This window comes from Streptomyces sp. NPDC050528, assembly GCF_044457795.1.
GTDB lineage: Bacteria > Actinomycetota > Actinomycetes > Streptomycetales > Streptomycetaceae > Streptomyces.
Window position 1 is genome coordinate 122,464 of the sequence record NZ_JBITHH010000014.1, and the last position, 18,078, is coordinate 140,541.

At 71.3% G+C, this 18,078-nt stretch carries 16 protein-coding genes; 8 read left to right on the forward strand and 8 right to left on the reverse strand.

From position 1 onward, the window contains the following. Window positions 1–95 precede the first annotated feature (95 nt). On the reverse strand, window positions 96–1,043 hold the full coding sequence (locus ACIBK4_RS39750) for an FAD-dependent oxidoreductase (RefSeq protein WP_399003149.1): 948 nt from the start codon (window positions 1,041–1,043) through the stop codon (window positions 96–98). A gap of 78 nt (window positions 1,044–1,121) precedes the next feature. Between ACIBK4_RS39750 and ACIBK4_RS39755 the strand changes: the two genes are divergently transcribed. Next, the gene (locus ACIBK4_RS39755; RefSeq protein WP_399003151.1) at window positions 1,122–2,147 is read left to right on the forward strand and encodes an oxidoreductase; all 1,026 of its coding nucleotides are present in this window, start codon (window positions 1,122–1,124) and stop codon (window positions 2,145–2,147) included. Window positions 2,148–2,195: 48 nt separating this feature from the next. Further along, window positions 2,196–3,839, forward strand: coding sequence for an ABC-F family ATP-binding cassette domain-containing protein (locus tag ACIBK4_RS39760; protein WP_399003153.1), 1,644 nt, complete (start codon window positions 2,196–2,198; stop codon window positions 3,837–3,839). Window positions 3,840–3,852: 13 nt separating this feature from the next. Here the strand turns inward: ACIBK4_RS39760 and ACIBK4_RS39765 are convergent, their stop codons facing one another. The 4 genes from ACIBK4_RS39765 to ACIBK4_RS39780 form a co-directional block, all read right to left on the reverse strand. After that, entirely contained in the window at window positions 3,853–4,482 is a 630-nt protein-coding gene (locus ACIBK4_RS39765) for a DinB family protein (RefSeq protein ID WP_399003154.1), read from the reverse strand. A 134-nt stretch (window positions 4,483–4,616) separates the two neighbouring features. Beyond that, complete coding sequence (locus tag ACIBK4_RS39770; protein ID WP_399003156.1) at window positions 4,617–7,016, reverse strand: Tex family protein; 2,400 nt, start codon at window positions 7,014–7,016, stop codon at window positions 4,617–4,619. Between the two features lie 197 nt (window positions 7,017–7,213). Beyond that, on the reverse strand, window positions 7,214–8,083 hold the full coding sequence (locus ACIBK4_RS39775) for a hypothetical protein (RefSeq protein ID WP_399003158.1): 870 nt from the start codon (window positions 8,081–8,083) through the stop codon (window positions 7,214–7,216). 132 nt (window positions 8,084–8,215) lie between these two features. Further along, window positions 8,216–8,977 carry an enoyl-CoA hydratase/isomerase family protein gene (locus ACIBK4_RS39780; RefSeq protein WP_399003160.1) on the reverse strand — a complete coding sequence of 254 codons (762 nt, stop codon included), beginning with the start codon at window positions 8,975–8,977 and terminating at the stop codon, window positions 8,216–8,218. Between the two features lie 204 nt (window positions 8,978–9,181). Between ACIBK4_RS39780 and ACIBK4_RS39785 the strand changes: the two genes are divergently transcribed. Continuing rightward, entirely contained in the window at window positions 9,182–9,703 is a 522-nt protein-coding gene (locus ACIBK4_RS39785; protein WP_366430212.1) for an ATP-binding protein, read from the forward strand. 6 nt (window positions 9,704–9,709) lie between these two features. Here the strand turns inward: ACIBK4_RS39785 and idi are convergent, their stop codons facing one another. From idi to galE, 3 genes are all read right to left on the reverse strand, one after another. Further along, window positions 9,710–10,303 carry an isopentenyl-diphosphate Delta-isomerase gene (idi, locus tag ACIBK4_RS39790; protein ID WP_366430067.1) on the reverse strand — a complete coding sequence of 198 codons (594 nt, stop codon included), beginning with the start codon at window positions 10,301–10,303 and terminating at the stop codon, window positions 9,710–9,712. A gap of 200 nt (window positions 10,304–10,503) precedes the next feature. Beyond that, on the reverse strand, window positions 10,504–11,442 hold the full coding sequence (locus ACIBK4_RS39795) for a cation diffusion facilitator family transporter (protein ID WP_399003162.1): 939 nt from the start codon (window positions 11,440–11,442) through the stop codon (window positions 10,504–10,506). A gap of 135 nt (window positions 11,443–11,577) precedes the next feature. Continuing rightward, the gene (gene galE, locus ACIBK4_RS39800) at window positions 11,578–12,549 is read right to left on the reverse strand and encodes a UDP-glucose 4-epimerase GalE (protein ID WP_399003164.1); all 972 of its coding nucleotides are present in this window, start codon (window positions 12,547–12,549) and stop codon (window positions 11,578–11,580) included. Between the two features lie 276 nt (window positions 12,550–12,825). On the opposite strand from galE, the gene ACIBK4_RS39805 reads away from it, so the two are divergent. From ACIBK4_RS39805 to ACIBK4_RS39825, 5 genes are read left to right on the forward strand one after another with little or no spacing between them, the layout of a single operon-like run. Next, window positions 12,826–14,610 (forward strand): DUF5941 domain-containing protein, encoded by a 1,785-nt coding sequence (locus ACIBK4_RS39805; RefSeq protein WP_399003166.1) that lies wholly within the window; start codon window positions 12,826–12,828, stop codon window positions 14,608–14,610. Then, complete coding sequence (locus tag ACIBK4_RS39810) at window positions 14,607–15,359, forward strand: sugar phosphate nucleotidyltransferase (protein ID WP_399003168.1); 753 nt, start codon at window positions 14,607–14,609, stop codon at window positions 15,357–15,359. The genes ACIBK4_RS39805 and ACIBK4_RS39810 overlap by 4 nt, the downstream gene beginning before the upstream one ends. Next, window positions 15,347–16,408, forward strand: a complete 1,062-nt coding sequence (locus ACIBK4_RS39815) for an iron-containing alcohol dehydrogenase family protein (RefSeq protein WP_399003170.1) — start codon at window positions 15,347–15,349, stop codon at window positions 16,406–16,408. Before ACIBK4_RS39810 ends, ACIBK4_RS39815 begins: the two co-directional genes overlap by 13 nt. Then, window positions 16,386–17,165, forward strand: a complete 780-nt coding sequence (locus tag ACIBK4_RS39820) for a CDP-alcohol phosphatidyltransferase family protein (RefSeq protein ID WP_366430073.1) — start codon at window positions 16,386–16,388, stop codon at window positions 17,163–17,165. Before ACIBK4_RS39815 ends, ACIBK4_RS39820 begins: the two co-directional genes overlap by 23 nt. A gap of 5 nt (window positions 17,166–17,170) precedes the next feature. Next, on the forward strand, window positions 17,171–18,043 hold the full coding sequence (locus tag ACIBK4_RS39825) for a glycosyltransferase family 2 protein (RefSeq protein ID WP_399003410.1): 873 nt from the start codon (window positions 17,171–17,173) through the stop codon (window positions 18,041–18,043). The last annotated feature ends 35 nt before the right edge of the window (window positions 18,044–18,078 follow it).

Genomic DNA, 18,078 nt, shown 5'->3' on the forward strand with positions numbered 1-18,078 from the left:
CGGCGGCGCGAACGGGCTCCGCCGCCCCCACACCGGCTACTGGCATCTCGTCCAGGGCGCCGTCCGAAGAACACGCTGCCCCGGAGCCTGGTGGCTCAGCCCCGCCCCGCCTCCACCAACCCCGCAGCCTCCCGCGCGCACCCCCACGCCACCGTGATCCCCGCCCCACCGTGACCGTAGTTGTGCACCAACACCCTTCCGCCCCGCAGTACTTCACGCTCCAGCCGTACCGTGGGCCGCGTCGGCCGCAGCCCCACCCGGTGTTCCAGCACGCGTGCCTCCGCGATCTCCGGCCGGATCGCCGCGCAGCGGGCGACGATCGCCTCGGCCACCGCCGGATCGGGCGTCGTCGACCAGGCGTCCTCCTCGGCCGTACCGCCCAGGATCAGCCCGCCGGGCTGCGGGAAGAAGTACGTGGACGTGTCCGCCGAATGGTCGACCGACGTCAGCCAGGTGGTGATCCCCGGGTTCTCCACGACGACCAACTGCCCGCGCACCGGCCGCACCGAGGGATCGGGCACGAGGTCCAGGGAGGCCAGCCCCGTGCAGTTGACCACGACGGGAGCCGGCACCTCGCTGAGGTCCTTCACCGACCGCTCCTCGACGGTCCCGCCCAGTTCCAGGAACCGCCCCCGCAGCCACGGCAGATGGGCCGGCATGTCGATCAGCGGCAACCGCGCCCACAGCCCGCCGCCCGCGTACTCCTCGGCCCGCGCCGCCCGCAGCCCCGGCACCCGGGCCGCCCACGACCCCAGCTCGTCCAGCCGGGTCTCACCCTGTACGCCCTCGACCATGCGTACGCCCGTCTCCTCGGGCCGCGCCGCCAACTCCTCGTACACGACGAGCGATTGGAGCGCCCACTCACCGACGAGCTCCTCCGGCTCGATCCGGTAGGGCCACCACAGCGCGCCCGCGACCGCCGAGGTCGTCAGCTCGACCGGCTCCCGCGTCCACACCCGCACCCGGGCACCGCGCTCCGCCAGCACGACCGCCGTCGTCAGCCCGATGACACCCCCGCCGACCACGATCACATCGCCACTCATGCCGCTCTCCATGCGCGGACGTTAGCGGAATATGTCATGCCGTGCTCACCTCCCCACCAGTCTGGGGATACTCACAGCATGTCTGCCGAATACGCGGCCTTCGGCCTGGCACCGGCGATGCGAGCCGGTGAAGTCCTCGCGGACGGCGGCTACCAGGTGCACCGGGACTTCGTCGACTTCATCGTCGACGGACGCCCGCTGTTGTTCCAGCTCACCGACCTGGACGCCGTCTCCCCGCTCGCCTCCGACGTCCCACCCGCGATCTTCACCGCCCAGGTCCGCAGCCTCCTCCTGGAGACGGACCCACCCCTGAAGGGCGGCCGCTACGTCATCTACGGCTGCCCCGAGTGCGAGGACCTGGCGTGCGGTGCCGTCACCGCCGTCATCCAGCGCGACGGCGCCGACTTCATCTGGCGCGACTTCGCCTGGCAGACCGACGACCACGCCGACCTGGAGCGCAACGGCTACCACGGCATAGGGCCCTTCCGCTTCGCCGGAGCCGAGTACCGCACGGCCCTCGACTCCCTCATCGACGGCACCGAGCCCCCGGTCGCCAAACGCCGGGTCCTGCTGATCGGCGCCCGCGTCGCGATCCTCGCCAAGCTCGCCGCCGCCCTGCGCGCCATCGGCATCGGCGCCGACATCACCGGCGACGCGACCCACGTCCCCGCCGACGAACTCCGCGGCTACGGCGCCGTAGCGTTCGGCCGGGCCGTCACGGAGGAGCAACGGGCCGCCGTACGGGCCGAGTTCGACCGCGCCGGGGTCGACGTGGCGTACGTCGACGGCCTCGCCCCCATCGTCCCCCTCCTCGTCGCCCAGATCGAACACGCCCTGGACCGCCGCCCCGCCGAACAGCACCGGCTGACCCGGCTGGTCGCGGCCGACGGCGAGGCGGGCATCGAGGTCACCTCCTCCTGCCGGGTGCGCCTCACCGCGTACCGACTCGACCGCCTCTACCGCAGCCACACCCGGGAACTCTTCGACGGCGTCCTGGAACCCGGGCTTCACCGCATCGCCCTGGACGCGAATGCGGTGAAGGGCGAGTCCTTCGTCGTGGCCCGGACGACCGGGAGCGTGCTGGTGGAGGCGATGGCACGGTGAAAACCGCGGCGCGGGCGGGGGAGGAGACCGATTAGGATCGGCGGTCTGATGACTGCCACTCTCGTCGCCAAGAATCTCGCCGCCGGACACGGCGACCGCGCCCTGTTCACCGGGCTCGACCTCGTCGTCGCCCCCGGCGATGTGATCGGTCTGGTCGGTGCCAACGGCGCCGGCAAGTCCACCCTGCTCAGGATGCTCGCCGGCCTGCTCGCCCCCGAGGAGGGCGAACTGCGCCTCTCCCCGCCGGCGGCGACCGTAGGCCATCTCCCGCAGGAGCCGGAGCGGCGCCCGGGCGAGAGCGTGCGCGCATTCCTCGCGCGCCGCACCGGCGTCGCCGAGGCCCAGCGGACCATGGACGAGGCCACGCAGGCGCTGGTCGACGGCGCGCCCGGCGCCGACGACGCGTACTCGGCGAGCCTGGAGCGCTGGCTCGACCTCGGCGGCGCGGACCTCGACGAACGGGCCGAGGAGATCGCCGACTCACTGGGCCTGGCGATCGACCTGGACCAGCCGATGACGTCCCTTTCCGGCGGCCAGGCGGCAAGAGCGGGCCTGGCTTCGCTGTTGCTCTCCCGCTACGACGTCTTCCTGCTCGACGAGCCCACCAACGACCTGGACCTCGACGGCCTGGAGCGCCTCGAACGCTTCGTCTCCGGCCTGCGCGCGGGCACGGTCGTCGTCTCGCACGACCGCGAGTTCCTCACCCGCACGGTCACCAAGGTCCTCGAACTCGACCTGGCCCAGAACCAGATCAACCTCTACGGCGGCGGCTACGAGGCGTACCTGGAGGAGCGGGACGTGGCGCGTCGGCACGCTCGCGACGACTTCGAGGAGTACGCCGACAAGCGCTCCGCGCTCCAGGACCGGGCGCAGATGCAGCGCGGCTGGATGGACAAGGGCGTCAAGAACGCCCGGCGCAAGGCGAACAACGACAACGACAAGATCGGCCGCAAGTTCCGCAGCGAGGCGAGCGAGAAGCAGGCGGCGAAGGCGCGGCAGACGCAGCGGATGATCGAACGCCTCGATGTCGTCGAGGAGCCCCGCAAGGAGTGGGAGCTGCGGATGGAGATCGCGTCCGCGCCGCGCTCGGGTGCGGTCGTCGCGACGCTCCGGGACGCGGAGGTACGGCGGGGCGACTTCAGCTTCGGCCCGGTGTCCCTGCAGATCGACTGGGCGGACCGGGTCGCGGTGACCGGTGCGAACGGGGCGGGTAAGTCGACGCTGCTCGGTGCGTTGCTCGGGCGTATCCCGTTGGACGCGGGGCATGCGGCGCTCGGCTCGGGTGTTCTGGTGGGCGAGGTCGACCAGGCCCGCCAGCTGTTCCACGGTACGGAGTCCCTGCTCGACGCGTTCTGTGCGGCGGTACCGGACACCGAGCCCGCCGAAGTCCGCACGTTGCTGGCCAAGTTCGGCCTCAAGGCGCACCACGTGATGCGTCCGGCCGGGACCCTGTCCCCGGGGGAGCGGACCCGTTCCGCTCTGGCGTTGCTCCAGGGGCGCGGGGTGAATCTCCTGGTCCTGGACGAGCCGACGAACCACCTGGACCTGCCCGCCATCGAGCAACTGGAGTCAGCGCTCGACGCGTACGAGGGCACGCTGCTGTTGGTGACCCATGATCGCCGGATGCTGGACGCGGTTCAGGTGACTCGGCGGTTGGAGGTGGCGGACGGGAAGGTGACGGAGCAGCGGTGAGTAGCGGTGAGGTTCAGGCCGTTCGTTCACTGCGGGGCGGTGGGGGCTGGTCGCGCAGTTCCCCGCGCCCCTTGAGGGCCGCGGCCTGCTCCACCCGGCTCCGGTGCTCCGCCCACCAACTCGCGTCGCCCGGCGCCATGTTGGTGCCCCCGGCGCGCTGACCCACCGCCCCGTCGATGAGTTCCCGTACGACGTCGGCGTGGCCTGCGTGGCGGGATGTCTCGTAGGTCATGTGGACGAGGGTGCGGTGGAGGGTCAGTTCGGCGCCCCCATCACCGGGCATGCGGCCGACCGCGTCGAGGGGCAGCACCTCGATCGTCGCGTCCGAGTGGGTACAGATCCGCCGGTAGTCGCCGACGATCTGCTCGCGCGTCTCGTCCGGCGTCGCCCACAGATCCGCGTTCGGCTCGGCGTCCCCGGCGATCCACAACGCCGGCCCGTCGACCGGCCGCCCGAACACCGTCCCGAAGTAGAACGCCTCGGCCCCGGCCAGATGCTTGACCAGCCCCAGCAGATTGGTACCGGTCGGCGTCATCGGCCGCCGGATGTCGTACTCCGACAGCCCGTCGAGCTTCCACAGCAGCGCGTCACGGGAGTCCTGCAGAAAGACACGCAGATCGGCTTTGAAGTCCGGTGGGATCATGCCCCCAGTCTGTCGACGAGATGATCGACGTCCACCCATTTTCGCCGCCGAACGCTACCCACCCAGGGGCGCGGGGAACTGCGCGACCAGCCCCCACCGACCCGCAGCTCCCCACAACCTGACCGTCAATCCCGTCAGCGCTTCCCCTTCTTCCCCGGGTCCAACAACCCCGCCTTCCGCAAGGCATCAGCCATCGCACTGTTCCCCGGCGGCGGAGCCGCCTGTCGCGATCCGCCACCCTGGCCCTGGCCACCCTGCCGCTGCTGCTGGCGCTGCTGAGGAGGACGTCCTCCACCCCGCTGCCCGCGCTGGGCACCCCCACCCTGCTGCCCCCGCTCCCCGCCGGAGGCCACCGCCTCGTCGTCCAGCCGCAGCGTCAACGAGATCCGCTTCCGGGGGATGTCGACGTCAAGAACCTTCACCTTGACGATGTCCCCCGGCTTCACCACATCCCGCGGGTCCTTGACGAACGTCTTGGACAGGGCGGAGACGTGGGCGAGACCGTCCTGGTGGACACCGACATCGATGAACGCCCCGAACGCGGCGACGTTCGTGACGACACCCTCCAGAACCATCCCGGGCGCGAGGTCGGAGATCTTCTCGACGCCGTCCTTGAACGTGGCCGTCTTGAACGCGGGCCTAGGGTCGCGCCCCGGCTTCTCCAGCTCCTTGAGGATGTCGGTCACGGTCGGCAGACCGAACGTCTCGTCCACGAACTCGGTCGGCTTCAGCGAGCGCAGCACCGACGTGTTGCCGATGAGCGAGGCGACCTCGCTGCCCGCCGTCTTCACCATGCGCCGTACGACCGGATATGCCTCCGGGTGCACGCTGGACGCGTCGAGCGGGTCGTCGCCGCCCCGGATGCGCAGGAAGCCCGCGCACTGCTCGTACGCCTTCGGGCCGAGCCGCGCCACGTTCTTCAGCTGGGTGCGCGACTTGAACGGGCCGTTGGCATCGCGGTGCGACACGATGTTCTCGGCGAGACCGGACGTGATGCCGGAGACGCGCGAAAGGAGCGGCGCGGAAGCCGTGTTGACGTCGACACCGACGCCGTTCACACAGTCCTCGACCACCGCGTCCAGCGAACGCGACAGCTTCACCTCGGACAGGTCGTGCTGGTACTGGCCGACGCCGATCGACTTGGGATCGATCTTCACCAACTCCGCGAGCGGGTCCTGGAGTCGGCGCGCGATGGAGACGGCGCCGCGCAACGACACGTCCATGTCGGGCAGTTCCTGCGAGGCGAACGCGGACGCCGAGTACACGGACGCGCCGGCCTCGGACACCATCACCTTCGTGAGGTTCAACTCCGGGTGCTTGGTGATGAGTTCACCGGCGAGCTTGTCGGTCTCGCGGGACGCCGTGCCGTTGCCGATCGCGATCAGCTCGACCGAGTGCTGCGCGGAGAGGCGGGCCAGCTTGGCGAGGGCGTCGTCCCACTTGTTGGCCGGGACGTGCGGGTAGATCACGTCCGTGGCGACGACCTTGCCGGTCGCGTCGACGACGGCCACCTTCACGCCCGTACGGAACCCGGGGTCCAGGCCCAGCGTCGCGCGCGTGCCGGCCGGGGCGGCGAGCAGCAGGTCGCGCAGGTTCGAGGCGAAGACGTTGACCGCCTCGTCCTCGGCGGCCGTACGCAGCCGCAGCCGCAGGTCGATGCCGAGGTGCACGAGGATGCGGGTGCGCCAGGCCCAACGGACCGTGTCCTGCAGCCACTTGTCGCCGGGGCGGCCCCGGTCGAAGACCTGGAAGCGGTGGGCGACCATCCCCTCGTAGGAGGAAGGCCCCTCGGTGTCCTCCTCGGGTTCCAGGACGAGATCGAGGACGTCCTCCTTCTCGCCGCGCAGCATCGCGAGGATGCGGTGCGAGGGCAGCGCGGTGAACGGCTCCGAGAAGTCGAAGTAGTCGGCGAACTTGGCGCCCGCCTCCTCCTTGCCGTCCCGCACCTTCGCGGCGAGCCGCCCGCGCCCCCACATCCGCTCACGCAATTCGCCGATCAGGTCGGCGTCCTCCGAGAACCGCTCGGTGAGGATCGCCCGGGCGCCGTCGAGGGCGGCCTGCGGATCGGCGACCCCCTTGTCGGCGTCGACGAACGCGGCGGCCGCGGCCAGCGGTTCCACGCTCGGGTCGCCCAACAGCCCCTCCGCGAGCGGCTCCAGACCGGCCTCGCGCGCGATCTGCGCCTTGGTGCGCCGCTTGGGCTTGAAGGGGAGGTAGATGTCCTCAAGGCGCGCCTTCGTCTCGGCGGCGCGGATCTGCGCCTCCAACTCCTCGGTGAGCTTGCCCTGTTCGCGCACCGATTCGAGGATCGCCGTCCGCCGCTCCTCCAGCTCCCGCAGATAGCGCAGCCGCTCTTCGAGCGTGCGCAGCTGCGCGTCGTCGAGCATCTCGGTCGCTTCCTTGCGGTAGCGGGCGATGAAGGGCACCGTCGAACCGCCGTCGAGCAGCTCGACGGCGGCCTTCACCTGCCGCTCCCGTACGCCGAGCTCCTCGGCGATCCTGCCTTCGATGGACCCTACGAGGGGTGTCGTCACGCCCGTACCGCCTTCTCCACTGAGGTTGCGCGGCAATTGTGGCAGGTGACACCGACAACCGGGGATCAGGGCGCTGTCCTGCGGGTCCGTGCCCAGGGCCTGCCCGGCGGACCATGCCGCGGACGCGGGGCGCGGCACACGCATCTGCGACGATCGGTCACCGCCGATTTCCTGCGGCCCGCTCCGCCGGACGGGCTCTAGCTCTTGCCCAGCAGATCCCGCGGAAACGCCCCGGCGGCGAGCGCGCGCCGCGCGAACCCGGTCGCCAGTTCGGTCAGACGTACGACCCCCTCGGCGCCCAGATGCGCGTACGGCGCCCGGTCCAGTCGGTCGGTCTCCGCCTCGATCCCGGCGCGCAGCGCGATCCCCGCCTCCGTCAACTCGCCGTCCCCGTCGAGCAGTCCGCGCTCACGCAGTCGCCCCGACGCGGCGTCCCACTCCTCCTGGTTCCACCCGCGCGTGCCGAACACCCACTTCGGGGTCATGCCCTTGCCGGTCGCGGTGTGGGTCACCACGGCCTCCAGGCCGTCGAGTTCGGCGGACATCAGCGCGGCCAGGTGACCGTCGCCCCGGTGCTCGCGCAGCAGCGTGGCCGCGTGGAAGTAGGCGAGGTGCGGCTCCTCGGGGAGCGGCAGGTCGGCGTGGGCCGCGTACAGGGGCCGGGCGGGGCGCGAGCACGCCTCGGCGGCCCGCAGCGCCAGCCGCGCGGCCTCCGCCATCTCCTCCGACGCGACGACGTCCTCGCCGAGCAGACGCCGCAGGGTCGCGTCGACTGCACGCGCGCGTGCGTGGAGGCACTGCTCCGGGGAGGCGGTCTCCCACACGGCGGGGACGTGCCGGGCCACGAGGTCGTACTTGTAGTTGTAGAACGTCGCCGTCACCGTGCCGGGCCCGACCGGCCCCATCGCCGCCGCCCGGACGGCGAAGTTGACGGCCCCGGGGTGTGTGACCCCGAGCGCCCCGAACTCCTTCCCCAGGTCGGGCGAGAAGTAGAGCGTGGCGTGCAGGGAGTTCAGCGCGTTGTGGCAGCGGCGCCCGGCACGGGGATCTGCGGCGGCAGTAGTCATGACGGCCACGTTACCGACTGGTCGGTACGACGCGAAAGTGTCGGCACGGCAGGGCAGGAGGGGTGGTGTCCTTGCCATTGCGGCCGTCACCCGGTGCGCACCTCGCCGAGAAGCTCCGCGCGGCCGGCCGCTTCACCCTGGCGTAGGCCCCGACGTGGTCCACGTGAAGCGCGCCACCCGCCGCTCCAGAAACGCGGCGACGCCCTCCGCCGTGTCGCCACTCCCGCGCGCCTGCTCCGCCCAGTAACCGTCCCTGTCCGTACGCCCGTTGGCGAACTCCTTCGCCGACGCCTGCGTCAACTGCGAGCGGGACACCAGCACCCGGGTGAACTCCGCGACCCGCTTGGCGAGTTCGCCCTCGGGCAGCAGCTCGTCGACGAACCCGGTGCGCAGCGCCCGTTCCGCGTCGATCAACTCGCCCGAGAACAGAAGGTACTTGGCGGTCCCCGGACCCACCAACGCCACCAACCGCCGTGTCGCGGACGCCGGATACACGATCCCGAGCTTCGCCGGCGTCACCCCGAACAGCGCGCCCTCCTCCGCGAACCGCAGATCACAGGCCGCCGCCAACTGCGCCCCGCCGCCCACACAATGACCCCGGATCGCCGCCAACGTCGGCTTCGGGAACGCCGCGAGCGCCTCCTCCGCGAGCACCGCCAGCCCCTGCGCCTCACTCGCCGATTCCCGGAGCGTCGAGATGTCGGCCCCGGCACAGAACGTCCCGCCCTCACCGGTCAGCACAAGGGCCCGCACGGCCGGATCGGCGGCCAGCGTGTCGAGCAGCGGGGGCAGCGCCCGCCACATCTCGGCGGTCATCGCGTTGCGCTTGCCGGGGTGGTGGACGACGACGGTGGCGACCGAGTCGGTGACGTCGTGCGACAGGCGGGGCTCCATGCGCCGGATGCTACGTACAACCCGAAGAGTTCGCGAAGTCGGCACGAGAGGAACAGAGGCGGTCCCACAGTCGATCGGGCGATGCAGAAACGCTCAGAAAGCGTCCGATAACTGCTGACTTCTGTTCAGTCGTCCGGGGTGGCGCGGCTCGTTGCCAACACTCGTGGGGTGGTGACAATCGAGCGCAAGGGTGGCGACCGGACGATGGAGAACCACGGGCGTGGGTCAGGCCCACGCCCAGAAGGCGGCAGGGACGATCCCCCGGATCCCGCCCCCGCCCCTGCCCCACCGGATCCGCTGCCGTACGAGGGAGTCTGGCGGTTCACCGCCTCCGCCGTCGACGCCTCCGTCCCGCAGGCGCGGCACGCCGTACGGGACCTGCTGTTCCGGCAGGGCGTGCCCCTCTCGGACGAACTGCTGCAGGGGCTGTTGCTGATCGTCTCCGAGCTGGTCACCAACGTGGTCCGGCACGCGGTGCTGCTGTCGCCGACCCTCGCCGTGGAGATCGCCGTCGGCGCCGAGTGGGTGCGGGTGTCCGTCGAGGACAACCACCCCTACCGCCCGACCGCCCTGGTGGCGGACCACGACGAGACCGGCGGCCGGGGACTGCTCCTGGTGCGCGAGGTGACCCGGGAGGCGGGCGGTGTCTGCGACGTCGAACACACGGCGAGCGGCGGCAAGGTGATCTGGGCCGCCCTGCCGCTCACCCCCGCGCAGGTGCCGTAGCGCCGCTCACCAGCCCGCGGACGGGCCCGTCAGCTCCCTGACCGCCGGGCGGGCCGCGTCCAGCACCGTCATGAACCAGGACGAGAAGGTGTCCTTCGCGTGCCGCTCCGCCAGCTCGGCGGGGTCCACGAACGCGGTCGTGCCCACCTCCTCGGGGTCCGGCCGCAGCGGCGACTGCACCATGCCGACGAAGAGGTGGTTGTACTCCTGCTCCACCAGGCCCGAGTCCGGGTCCGGGTGGTTGTAGCGCACCGTGCCCGCCTCGGCGAGCAGCGACGGGGAGACCCCCAGCTCCTCGAACGTCCGCCGGGCCGCCGCCGCGAAGGGCGCCTCGCCGGGGTAGGGGTGGCCGCAGCAGGTGTTGGACCACACACCGGGGGAGTGGTACTTGCCGAGCGCCCGCTGCTGGAGCAGCAGCCGGCCCTGCTCGTCGAAGAGGAAGACGGAGAAGGCGCGGTGCAGCTGCCCCGGCGGCTGATGGGCGGTGAGCTTCTCGGCGGTGCCGATCGTCACGCCGCTCTCGTCGACCAGTTCGAGCAAGATCGCGTCAGCGGTGCCGTTCGACGAGTTGTGCGTCGCGGTGGCAGGTGTGGTCGGCATACCCATCCTTCACATCGGTCCTCAGGGCCAAGTCTGCCGTACGAATCCGGCACTCCTGGCAGTTCATCGTGCCCGGCGCGGCGACGGGGGAACCGTCCGGGGGTGGGGTCGCGGGAGTGTGGACACACCTGTGCGCCGGACGGTTGCGTTCCGTCCGGCGCGGTCGTTTTTCCTCGGATTCGGTCGGCTTCCGTCAGCCTTCAGTGACAGAGCTTCGCCTCGTGCTCCGCGTGTCCGCGGGGCTCCAGCTGGAAGGTGCAGTGCTCCACGTCGAAGTGGTCACCGAGGCAGCCCTGGAGTTCGTGGAGCATCTTCTCGTTGCCGATGGCGTTCAGCACGTCCGTGCGGACGACCACGTGCGCGGAGAGCACCGGCATGCCCGAGGTGATCGTCCACGCGTGCAGATCGTGGACGTCCTCGACCCCGTCCAGGGCCAGGATGTGGGCGCGCACGTCCTGCATGTCGACGTCCTTGGGAGCCGACTCCAGCAGCACGTCCAGGGTCTCGCGCAGCAGCTTCAGGGTGCGCGGCACGATCATCAGGCCGATGGCGAGCGAGGCGATCGGGTCGGCCGCCTGCCAGCCCGTGGTCAGGATCACCACGGCCGAGATGATCACCGCGAGGGAGCCCAGCGCGTCCGCGGCCACCTCCAGGAACGCGCCCCGCACGTTCAGGCTCTCCTTCTGGCCGCGCACCAGCAGCGTGAGGGAGATCATGTTCGCGACCAGGCCGATCAGGCCGAACACGATGGTCAGCCCGCCCTCGGTGTCGGCGGGCGTGACGAACCGCTGGACCGCCTCGTACAGGACGTACCCGCCGACGCCGAGCAGCAGCAGACAGTTGGCGAGCGCGGCGAGGATCTCCGCGCGGGCCAGGCCGAAGGTGCGGTTGCCGGTCGCCGGCCGGTTCGCGAAGTGGATCGCGAGCAGCGCCATGCCCAGGCCCAGCGCGTCCGTCGCCATGTGGGCCGCGTCCGCGATGAGCGCGAGGGAGTCCGCGAGCACCCCGCCGACGACCTCGACCACCATCACGGTGATCGTGATCCCCAGCGCCACCCGCAGCCTGCCCTGGTACGCGGCCGCCGCCGTACCGGTGACGGGAGCGCCGTGAGAATGCCCGTGGTCGTGCCCTGCCCCCATGAAAGGCCGCCCTCCTGATCGCTGCTCCGGATCACAGTGAACTACGGGTGGGGGGTATCGGGCAACGCGGCACTGAACACCGTTGTCATGTGCCCTGACCTGCGCAAACAAAGCGCAGGTCAGGGCAGCCTAAGTTCACCCGGCGTGGTGCGACCGCCACCCTCGCCACGCCGACTCCACCATCTCCCGCACCCCACGCCGAGCCGACCATCCCAGCTCCACGGCGGCCCGTTCGGCGGAGGCGACCGCGCGCGGGGCATCACCGGGACGCCGTGCCTCGACGACGGCCGGCCGCCGGTCCCCGGTGACCTCGCCGATCACCGTGACCAGCTCCCGCACCGAAACCCCTTGCCCCCGGCCGATGTTGACCGTCAGGTCGCCGCCCGCACCGGCGTCGGACAGTCGCCGGGCCGCCGCCAGATGGGCCTCGGCGAGATCGGCGACATGGATGTAGTCGCGGATACAGGTGCCGTCCGGCGTCGGATAGTCGGCGCCGAAGATCCGCGGGGCCTCGTCGCGGGTGAGGCGGTCGAAGACCATGGGGACGATGTTGAAGACGCCCGTGTCGGCCAGCTCGGGGGTGGCCGCGCCCGCCACGTTGAAGTAGCGCAGACACACCGTGTCGACGCCGTGCGCCGCGCCCGCCGCCCGGACCAGCCACTCACCGGTGAGCTTGGTCGCGCCGTACGGGTTCACCGGCGCGCACGGGGTGTCCTCGGTGATCAGGTCGACGCCCGGGTCGCCGTAGACCGCCGCCGAGGACGAGAACACGAACCGCCGGACGCCGGCCTCGGCGACCGCGTCCAGGAGGGTCGCCAGGCCGCCGACGTTCTCGCGGTAGTAGTACGTCGGCCGCGCCACCGACTCGGCGACCTGCTTGCGCGCCGCGAGATGCACGACCCCCGTCACCGCGTACTCGGCGAACACCCGCTTGAGGAGGTCGCCGTCCGCGGAGGAGCCGTGGACGAGCGGGACGGTCGCAGGAAGGCGGGCGGGGTTTCCCGCCGAGAGGTCGTCCAGGGCGACGACGCGCTCTCCGGCGTCCGTCATCGCCCGTGCCGCATGGGCCCCGATGTATCCGGCTCCGCCGGTGATCAGCCAGGTCATGGGCATTCACCCTATGTCGATACGGAGAGGGCCTCCGCTATGTCCCGCGATGCCCGGTCTGGTGGGTGCGGTTTGTCGGCCGGGCCCCGAATCCCCGATGATGATCTCGGCGGAGGCGCTGGCAGACCGTGTTGATCAGGCCATGAACGGCCGGTGAACACGGGCTTGAGAGCATCCGATAGCCTCTGCCGACATGCCGCCCGGGTGCCACCCGTAGGGCGCCACCACCATGCACATGACCGGCGCCCGAGCGTCGGACCCAGGGAGTGAGTTCGGTTGCCGACCGCCATCCTCACCGGTCAGCCGGTCCCCGGATCGTCGATCGAGGGCGATCTGCGGTCGCTCGGCTTCGACGTCCGCACCGCCGCCGACACCACCGAGGCGGAGACGCTCCTCGCGGCGGTCCCCGGTGACCAGCGCGTCGCCGTCGTGGACGCCCGCTTCGTGGGTCACGAGCACGCGCTGCGCCTCGGCCTCACCGACCCCCGCTTCCCGCTCGCCGCGGTACCGGGCGCCGTCACCGCGCAGCCGGCCGGCCGCCAGGCCCTGACCCGCGCGGTGGCCCGCGAGCACTCGGCCGGGGGCGGCACGACCCTCCTCGACGACCTCGCCGACCGCGTCGTCACCGCCCTCGACGCCGACGGCTGCGACGTGCACCGCCCCGAGCTGGGCAGCCTCGTCGCCACGGTCCCCACCGACCCGCAGGCCCGCAACGAGGCACGCCAGGCCGTCGCCGCCGTCGACGACGAGGCCGTACGCCTGAAGTCGGCCGTGAAGTCCCGCGACGGCTTCTTCACCACCCACTTCATCAGCCCGTACTCCCGCTACATCGCGCGCTGGTGCGCCCGCCACGGCCTCACCCCGAACCAGGTCACCACCGCGTCCCTGCTCACCGCGCTCATCGCGGCGGGCAGCGCGGCCACCGGCACCCGCGCCGGCTACGTCGTCGCGGGCGTGCTGCTCCTCTGCTCCTTCGTCCTCGACTGCGTCGACGGACAGATCGCCCGCTACGCCCTGAAGTACTCGACGCTCGGCGCCTGGCTCGACGCCACCTTCGACCGCGCCAAGGAGTACGCCTACTACGCCGGCCTCGCGCTCGGAGCGGCCCGGAGCGGCGACGACGTATGGGCGCTCGCCCTCGGCGCGATGATCCTGCAGACCTGCCGGCACGTCGTGGACTTCTCCTTCAACGAGGCCAACCACGACGCCACCGCCAACACCAGCCCCACCGCCGCCCTCTCCGACAAGCTCGACAGCGTCGGCTGGACGGTCTGGCTGCGCCGGATGATAGTCCTGCCCATCGGCGAACGATGGGCGATGATCGCCGTCCTCACGGCCGCGACGACCCCCCGCATCACCTTCTACGTCCTCCTCGTCGGCTGCGCCTTCGCGGCGACGTACACGACGGCGGGCCGGGTGCTGCGCTCGCTGACCCGCAAGGCGAAGCGCACGGACCGGGCGGCGCAGGCGCTGGCGGATCTGGCGGACAACGGCCCGCTCGCGTCCTTCGTGGGCCGCGTGAACCCGGGCAGCCCCGACGCACCGCTCCTGATCGCACTCGCCGGCACGGCGGTCCTCGCCGTGTCCCTCTTCTCCGGCTTCGCCTGGGCCCCCGTGGCGGGCGCCTTCGTCTACGCCGTCACCGCCGGTCAGGCCTTGTCCCGCCCCCTCAAGGGCTCCCTCGACTGGCTCGTCCCCCCGGTCTTCCGCGCGGCCGAATACGGCACCGTCCTGATCCTCGCGGCCAAAGCGGAGGTGAACGGAGCGCTTCCGGCGGCTTTCGGCCTGGTGGCCGCCGTCGCCTACCATCACTACGACACGGTGTACCGCATCCGCGGCAACGCCGGGGCGCCCCCGGCCTGGCTGGTGCGTGCCATCGGGGGGCACGAAGGGCGGACGCTGCTCGTCACCGTTCTCGCCGCCGCGCTCACCGCGTCGCAGTTCACGGTCGCGCTCACGGTGCTCGCCGTGGCCGTGGCCCTGCTGGTGCTCGTCGAGAGCATCCGCTTCTGGGTGTCCGCAGGGGCGCCCGCCGTACACGATGAAGGAGAACCCGCATGATCGGCCTCGTGCTGGCGGCCGGCGCCGGACGGCGTCTGCGCCCCTACACCGACAGCCTTCCCAAGGCTCTGGTGCCGGTGGGGCCCGCGGGCATAGAGGGCGAACCGACGGTCCTGGACCTCACCCTCGGCAACTTCGCCGAGATCGGTCTGACCGAGGTCGCGATCATCGTCGGCTACCGCAAGGAGGCCGTGTACGAGCGCAAGGCGGCCCTTGAGGCGAAGTACGGCCTCAAGCTCACCCTCATCGACAACGACAAGGCCGAGGAGTGGAACAACGCCTACTCCCTGTGGTGCGGACGCGACGCCCTCAAGGACGGCGTGATCCTCGCCAACGGCGACACCGTCCACCCGGTCTCCGTCGAGCGCACGCTGCTGGCCGCGCGCGGCGACGGCAAGAAGATCATCCTCGCGCTGGACACCGTCAAGTCCCTTGCGGACGAGGAGATGAAGGTCGTCGTCGACCCCGCGATGGGCATGACGAAGATCACCAAGCTGATGGACCCGGCCGAGGCGACCGGTGAGTACATCGGCGTCACCCTCATCGAGGGCGACGCCACCGCCGACCTGGCCGACGCGCTCAAGACCGTGTGGGAGACCGACCCGCAGCAGTTCTACGAGCACGGCTACCAGGAGCTCGTGAACCGCGGCTTCCGGATCGACGTGGCCCCGATCGGCGACGTCAAGTGGGTCGAGATCGACAACCACGACGATCTGGCCAAGGGGCGGGAGATCGCGTGCCTGTACTGACCCGGCTGATTCCCTCGCCCGTCGTCGTGGACATCCGCCCGGGTGCCCTCGACGACCTGGGCTGCGTCCTCGCCGACCAGCGCATCTCGCACTCCGGCCGGCTCGCGGTCGCCGTGAGCGGCGGCTCGGGTGCCCGGCTGCGCGCGCGCCTGGAACCGAGCCTGCCCGGCGCCACCTGGTACGAGGTCGGCGGCGGCACCCTCGACGACGCGATCCGGCTGGCCGGCGACATGAAGGCCGGTCACTACGACGCGGTCGTGGGCCTCGGCGGCGGCAAGATCATCGACTGTGCCAAGTTCGCCGCGGCGCGCATCGGCCTGCCGCTGGTCGCCGTACCGACGAACCTCGCCCACGACGGCCTGTGCTCGCCGGTCGCGACGCTCGACAACGACGCGGGCCGCGGCTCCTACGGCGTGCCGAACCCGATCGCGGTCGTCATCGACCTGGACGTGATCCGCGAGGCACCGGTCCGCTTCGTGCGGGCGGGCATCGGGGACGCGATCTCCAACATCTCCGCGATCGCGGACTGGGAGCTCGCGAACCGCGTCAAGGGCGAGAAGATCGACGGTCTCGCCGCGGCCATGGCCCGCCAGGCGGGCGAGGCCGTGCTGCGGCACCCGGGCGGGGTCGGCGACAACGCCTTCCTCCAGGTGCTCGCCGAGGCGCTCGTCCTCAGCGGTATCGCGATGTCGGTGTCGGGCGACTCCCGCCCGTCCTCCGGCGCCTGCCACGAGATCAACCACGCCTTCGACCTGCTCTTCCCCAAACGCGCGGCCGCCCACGGCGAGCAGTGCGGACTGGGCGCGGCCTTCGCGATGTACCTGCGCGGAGCCCACGAGGAATCGGCCTACATGGCCGAGGTGCTGCGCCGGCACGGACTGCCGGTGCTGCCGGAGGAGATCGGGTTCACGGTGGCCGAGTTCGTCCGCGCCGTGGAGTTCGCCCCCGAGACCCGCCCCGGCCGCTACACCATCCTCGAACACCTCGACCTGAAAACCGACCAGATCAAGGACATCTACGCCGACTATGTCAAGGCCATCGGTAGCTGAACTCCGTCCCGTCGTCCACCCCGCAGGGGTGAAGGACCGGCGCAGCGGTGAGCACTGGATGGGACGCCTCTACATGCGTGAGGTGTCTCTGCGGGTCGACCGCTACCTGGTGAACACCAGGGTCTCGCCCAACCAGCTCACGTACCTGATGACCGTCTTCGGCGTCCTTGCCGCCCCGGCGCTGCTGGTGCCGGGGATCACGGGCGCCGTACTCGGCGTGGTGTGCGTCCAGATGTATCTGCTGCTGGACTGCGTCGACGGCGAGATCGCCCGCTGGCGCAAGCAGTACTCGCTGGCCGGGGTCTACCTCGACCGCGTCGGCGCCTATCTGACCGACGCCGCCGTGCTCGTGGGCTTCGGGCTGCGCGCCGCCGACCTGTTCGGCAGCGGCCGTATCGACTGGCTGTGGGCCTTCCTCGGGACGCTGGCCGCCCTCGGCGCGATCCTGATCAAGGCCGAGACCGACCTGGTCGGGGTGGCCCGGCACCAGACCGGCAAGGCACCGGTCCAGGAGTCCGCGGCCGAGATGCGGTCCTCCGGGATGGCGCTGGCCCGCCGGGCCGCCGCCGCCTTCAAGTTCCACCGGTTGATCCTCGGCATCGAGGCGTCCCTGCTCATCCTGGTCCTCGCGATCGTGGACCAGATGCGCGGCGACCTGTTCTGGTCGCGGCTCGGCGTCGCCGTACTCGCCGGCATCGCGCTGCTCCAGACCCTGCTGCACCTGGTGTCGATCCTCGCGTCGAGCAGGCTGAAGTGAGCGGCATGAAGGTCGGTGCGGTGATCATCACCATGGGCAACCGCCCCGACGAACTACGGGCGTTGCTCGACTCGGTCGCCAAGCAGGACGGCGACCGGGTCGAGGCGGTCGTCGTCGGCAACGGCTCACCGGTCCCGGACGTCCCCGAGGGCGTCCGGACCATAGAACTGCCCGAGAACCTCGGCATCCCCGGCGGCCGCAACATCGGCCTGGAGGCCTTCGGGCCCGCCGGTCGTGATGTCGACATAGTGATGTTCCTCGACGACGACGGGCTGCTCGCCCAGCACGACACCGCCGAGCTGTGCCGGCAGGCCTTCGCCGCCGACCCCCGGCTCGGCATCATCAGCTTCCGCATCGCCGACCCGGACACCGGCGTCACCCAGCGCCGTCACGTCCCGCGGCTGCGGGCCTCCGACCCGATGCGCTCCTCCCGGGTCACCACCTTCCTCGGCGGCGCCAACGCCGTCCGCACGAAGGTCTTCGCCGAGGTCGGCGCCCTGCCGGACGAGTTCTTCTACGCCCACGAGGAGACCGACCTCGCCTGGCGGGCCCTCGACGCCGGCTGGATGATCGACTACCGGTCCGACATGGTCCTGTACCACCCGACCACAGCGCCCTCGCGGCACGCGGTCTACCACCGCATGGTCGCCCGCAACCGCGTCTGGCTGGCCCGCCGCAACCTCCCCGCCCCCCTCGTCCCCGTCTACCTCGGGGTATGGCTGCTGCTCACCCTCCTGCGCCGCCCCTCACGCCCGGCGCTGCAGGCCTGGTTCGGCGGGTTCAAGGAGGGCTGGACCACTCCGTGCGGCCCGCGCAGGCCGATGCGGTGGCGTACGGTGTGGCGCCTGACCCGGCTGGGCCGTCCCCCGGTGATCTGACAAGCTCGGGGTGCGCGTCCCGCGCGCGGGACGCG

What these genes read in the sequence shown, in the direction of transcription:
- ACIBK4_RS39750 (WP_399003149.1), bottom strand. Translation starts at nt 1,043, where the DNA reads ATGAGTGGCGATGTGATCGTGGTCGGCGGGGGTGTCATCGGGCTGACG.
- ACIBK4_RS39755 (WP_399003151.1), top strand. Translation starts at nt 1,122, where the DNA reads ATGTCTGCCGAATACGCGGCCTTCGGCCTGGCACCGGCGATGCGAGCC.
- ACIBK4_RS39760 (WP_399003153.1), top strand. Translation starts at nt 2,196, where the DNA reads ATGACTGCCACTCTCGTCGCCAAGAATCTCGCCGCCGGACACGGCGAC.
- ACIBK4_RS39765 (WP_399003154.1), bottom strand. Translation starts at nt 4,482, where the DNA reads ATGATCCCACCGGACTTCAAAGCCGATCTGCGTGTCTTTCTGCAGGAC.
- ACIBK4_RS39775 (WP_399003158.1), bottom strand. Translation starts at nt 8,083, where the DNA reads ATGACTACTGCCGCCGCAGATCCCCGTGCCGGGCGCCGCTGCCACAAC.
- ACIBK4_RS39780 (WP_399003160.1), bottom strand. Translation starts at nt 8,977, where the DNA reads ATGGAGCCCCGCCTGTCGCACGACGTCACCGACTCGGTCGCCACCGTC.
- ACIBK4_RS39785 (WP_366430212.1), top strand. Translation starts at nt 9,182, where the DNA reads ATGGAGAACCACGGGCGTGGGTCAGGCCCACGCCCAGAAGGCGGCAGG.
- idi (WP_366430067.1), bottom strand. Translation starts at nt 10,303, where the DNA reads ATGCCGACCACACCTGCCACCGCGACGCACAACTCGTCGAACGGCACC.
- ACIBK4_RS39795 (WP_399003162.1), bottom strand. Translation starts at nt 11,442, where the DNA reads ATGGGGGCAGGGCACGACCACGGGCATTCTCACGGCGCTCCCGTCACC.
- galE (WP_399003164.1), bottom strand. Translation starts at nt 12,549, where the DNA reads ATGACCTGGCTGATCACCGGCGGAGCCGGATACATCGGGGCCCATGCG.
- ACIBK4_RS39810 (WP_399003168.1), top strand. Translation starts at nt 14,607, where the DNA reads ATGATCGGCCTCGTGCTGGCGGCCGGCGCCGGACGGCGTCTGCGCCCC.
- ACIBK4_RS39820 (WP_366430073.1), top strand. Translation starts at nt 16,386, where the DNA reads ATGTCAAGGCCATCGGTAGCTGAACTCCGTCCCGTCGTCCACCCCGCA.
- ACIBK4_RS39825 (WP_399003410.1), top strand. Translation starts at nt 17,171, where the DNA reads ATGAAGGTCGGTGCGGTGATCATCACCATGGGCAACCGCCCCGACGAA.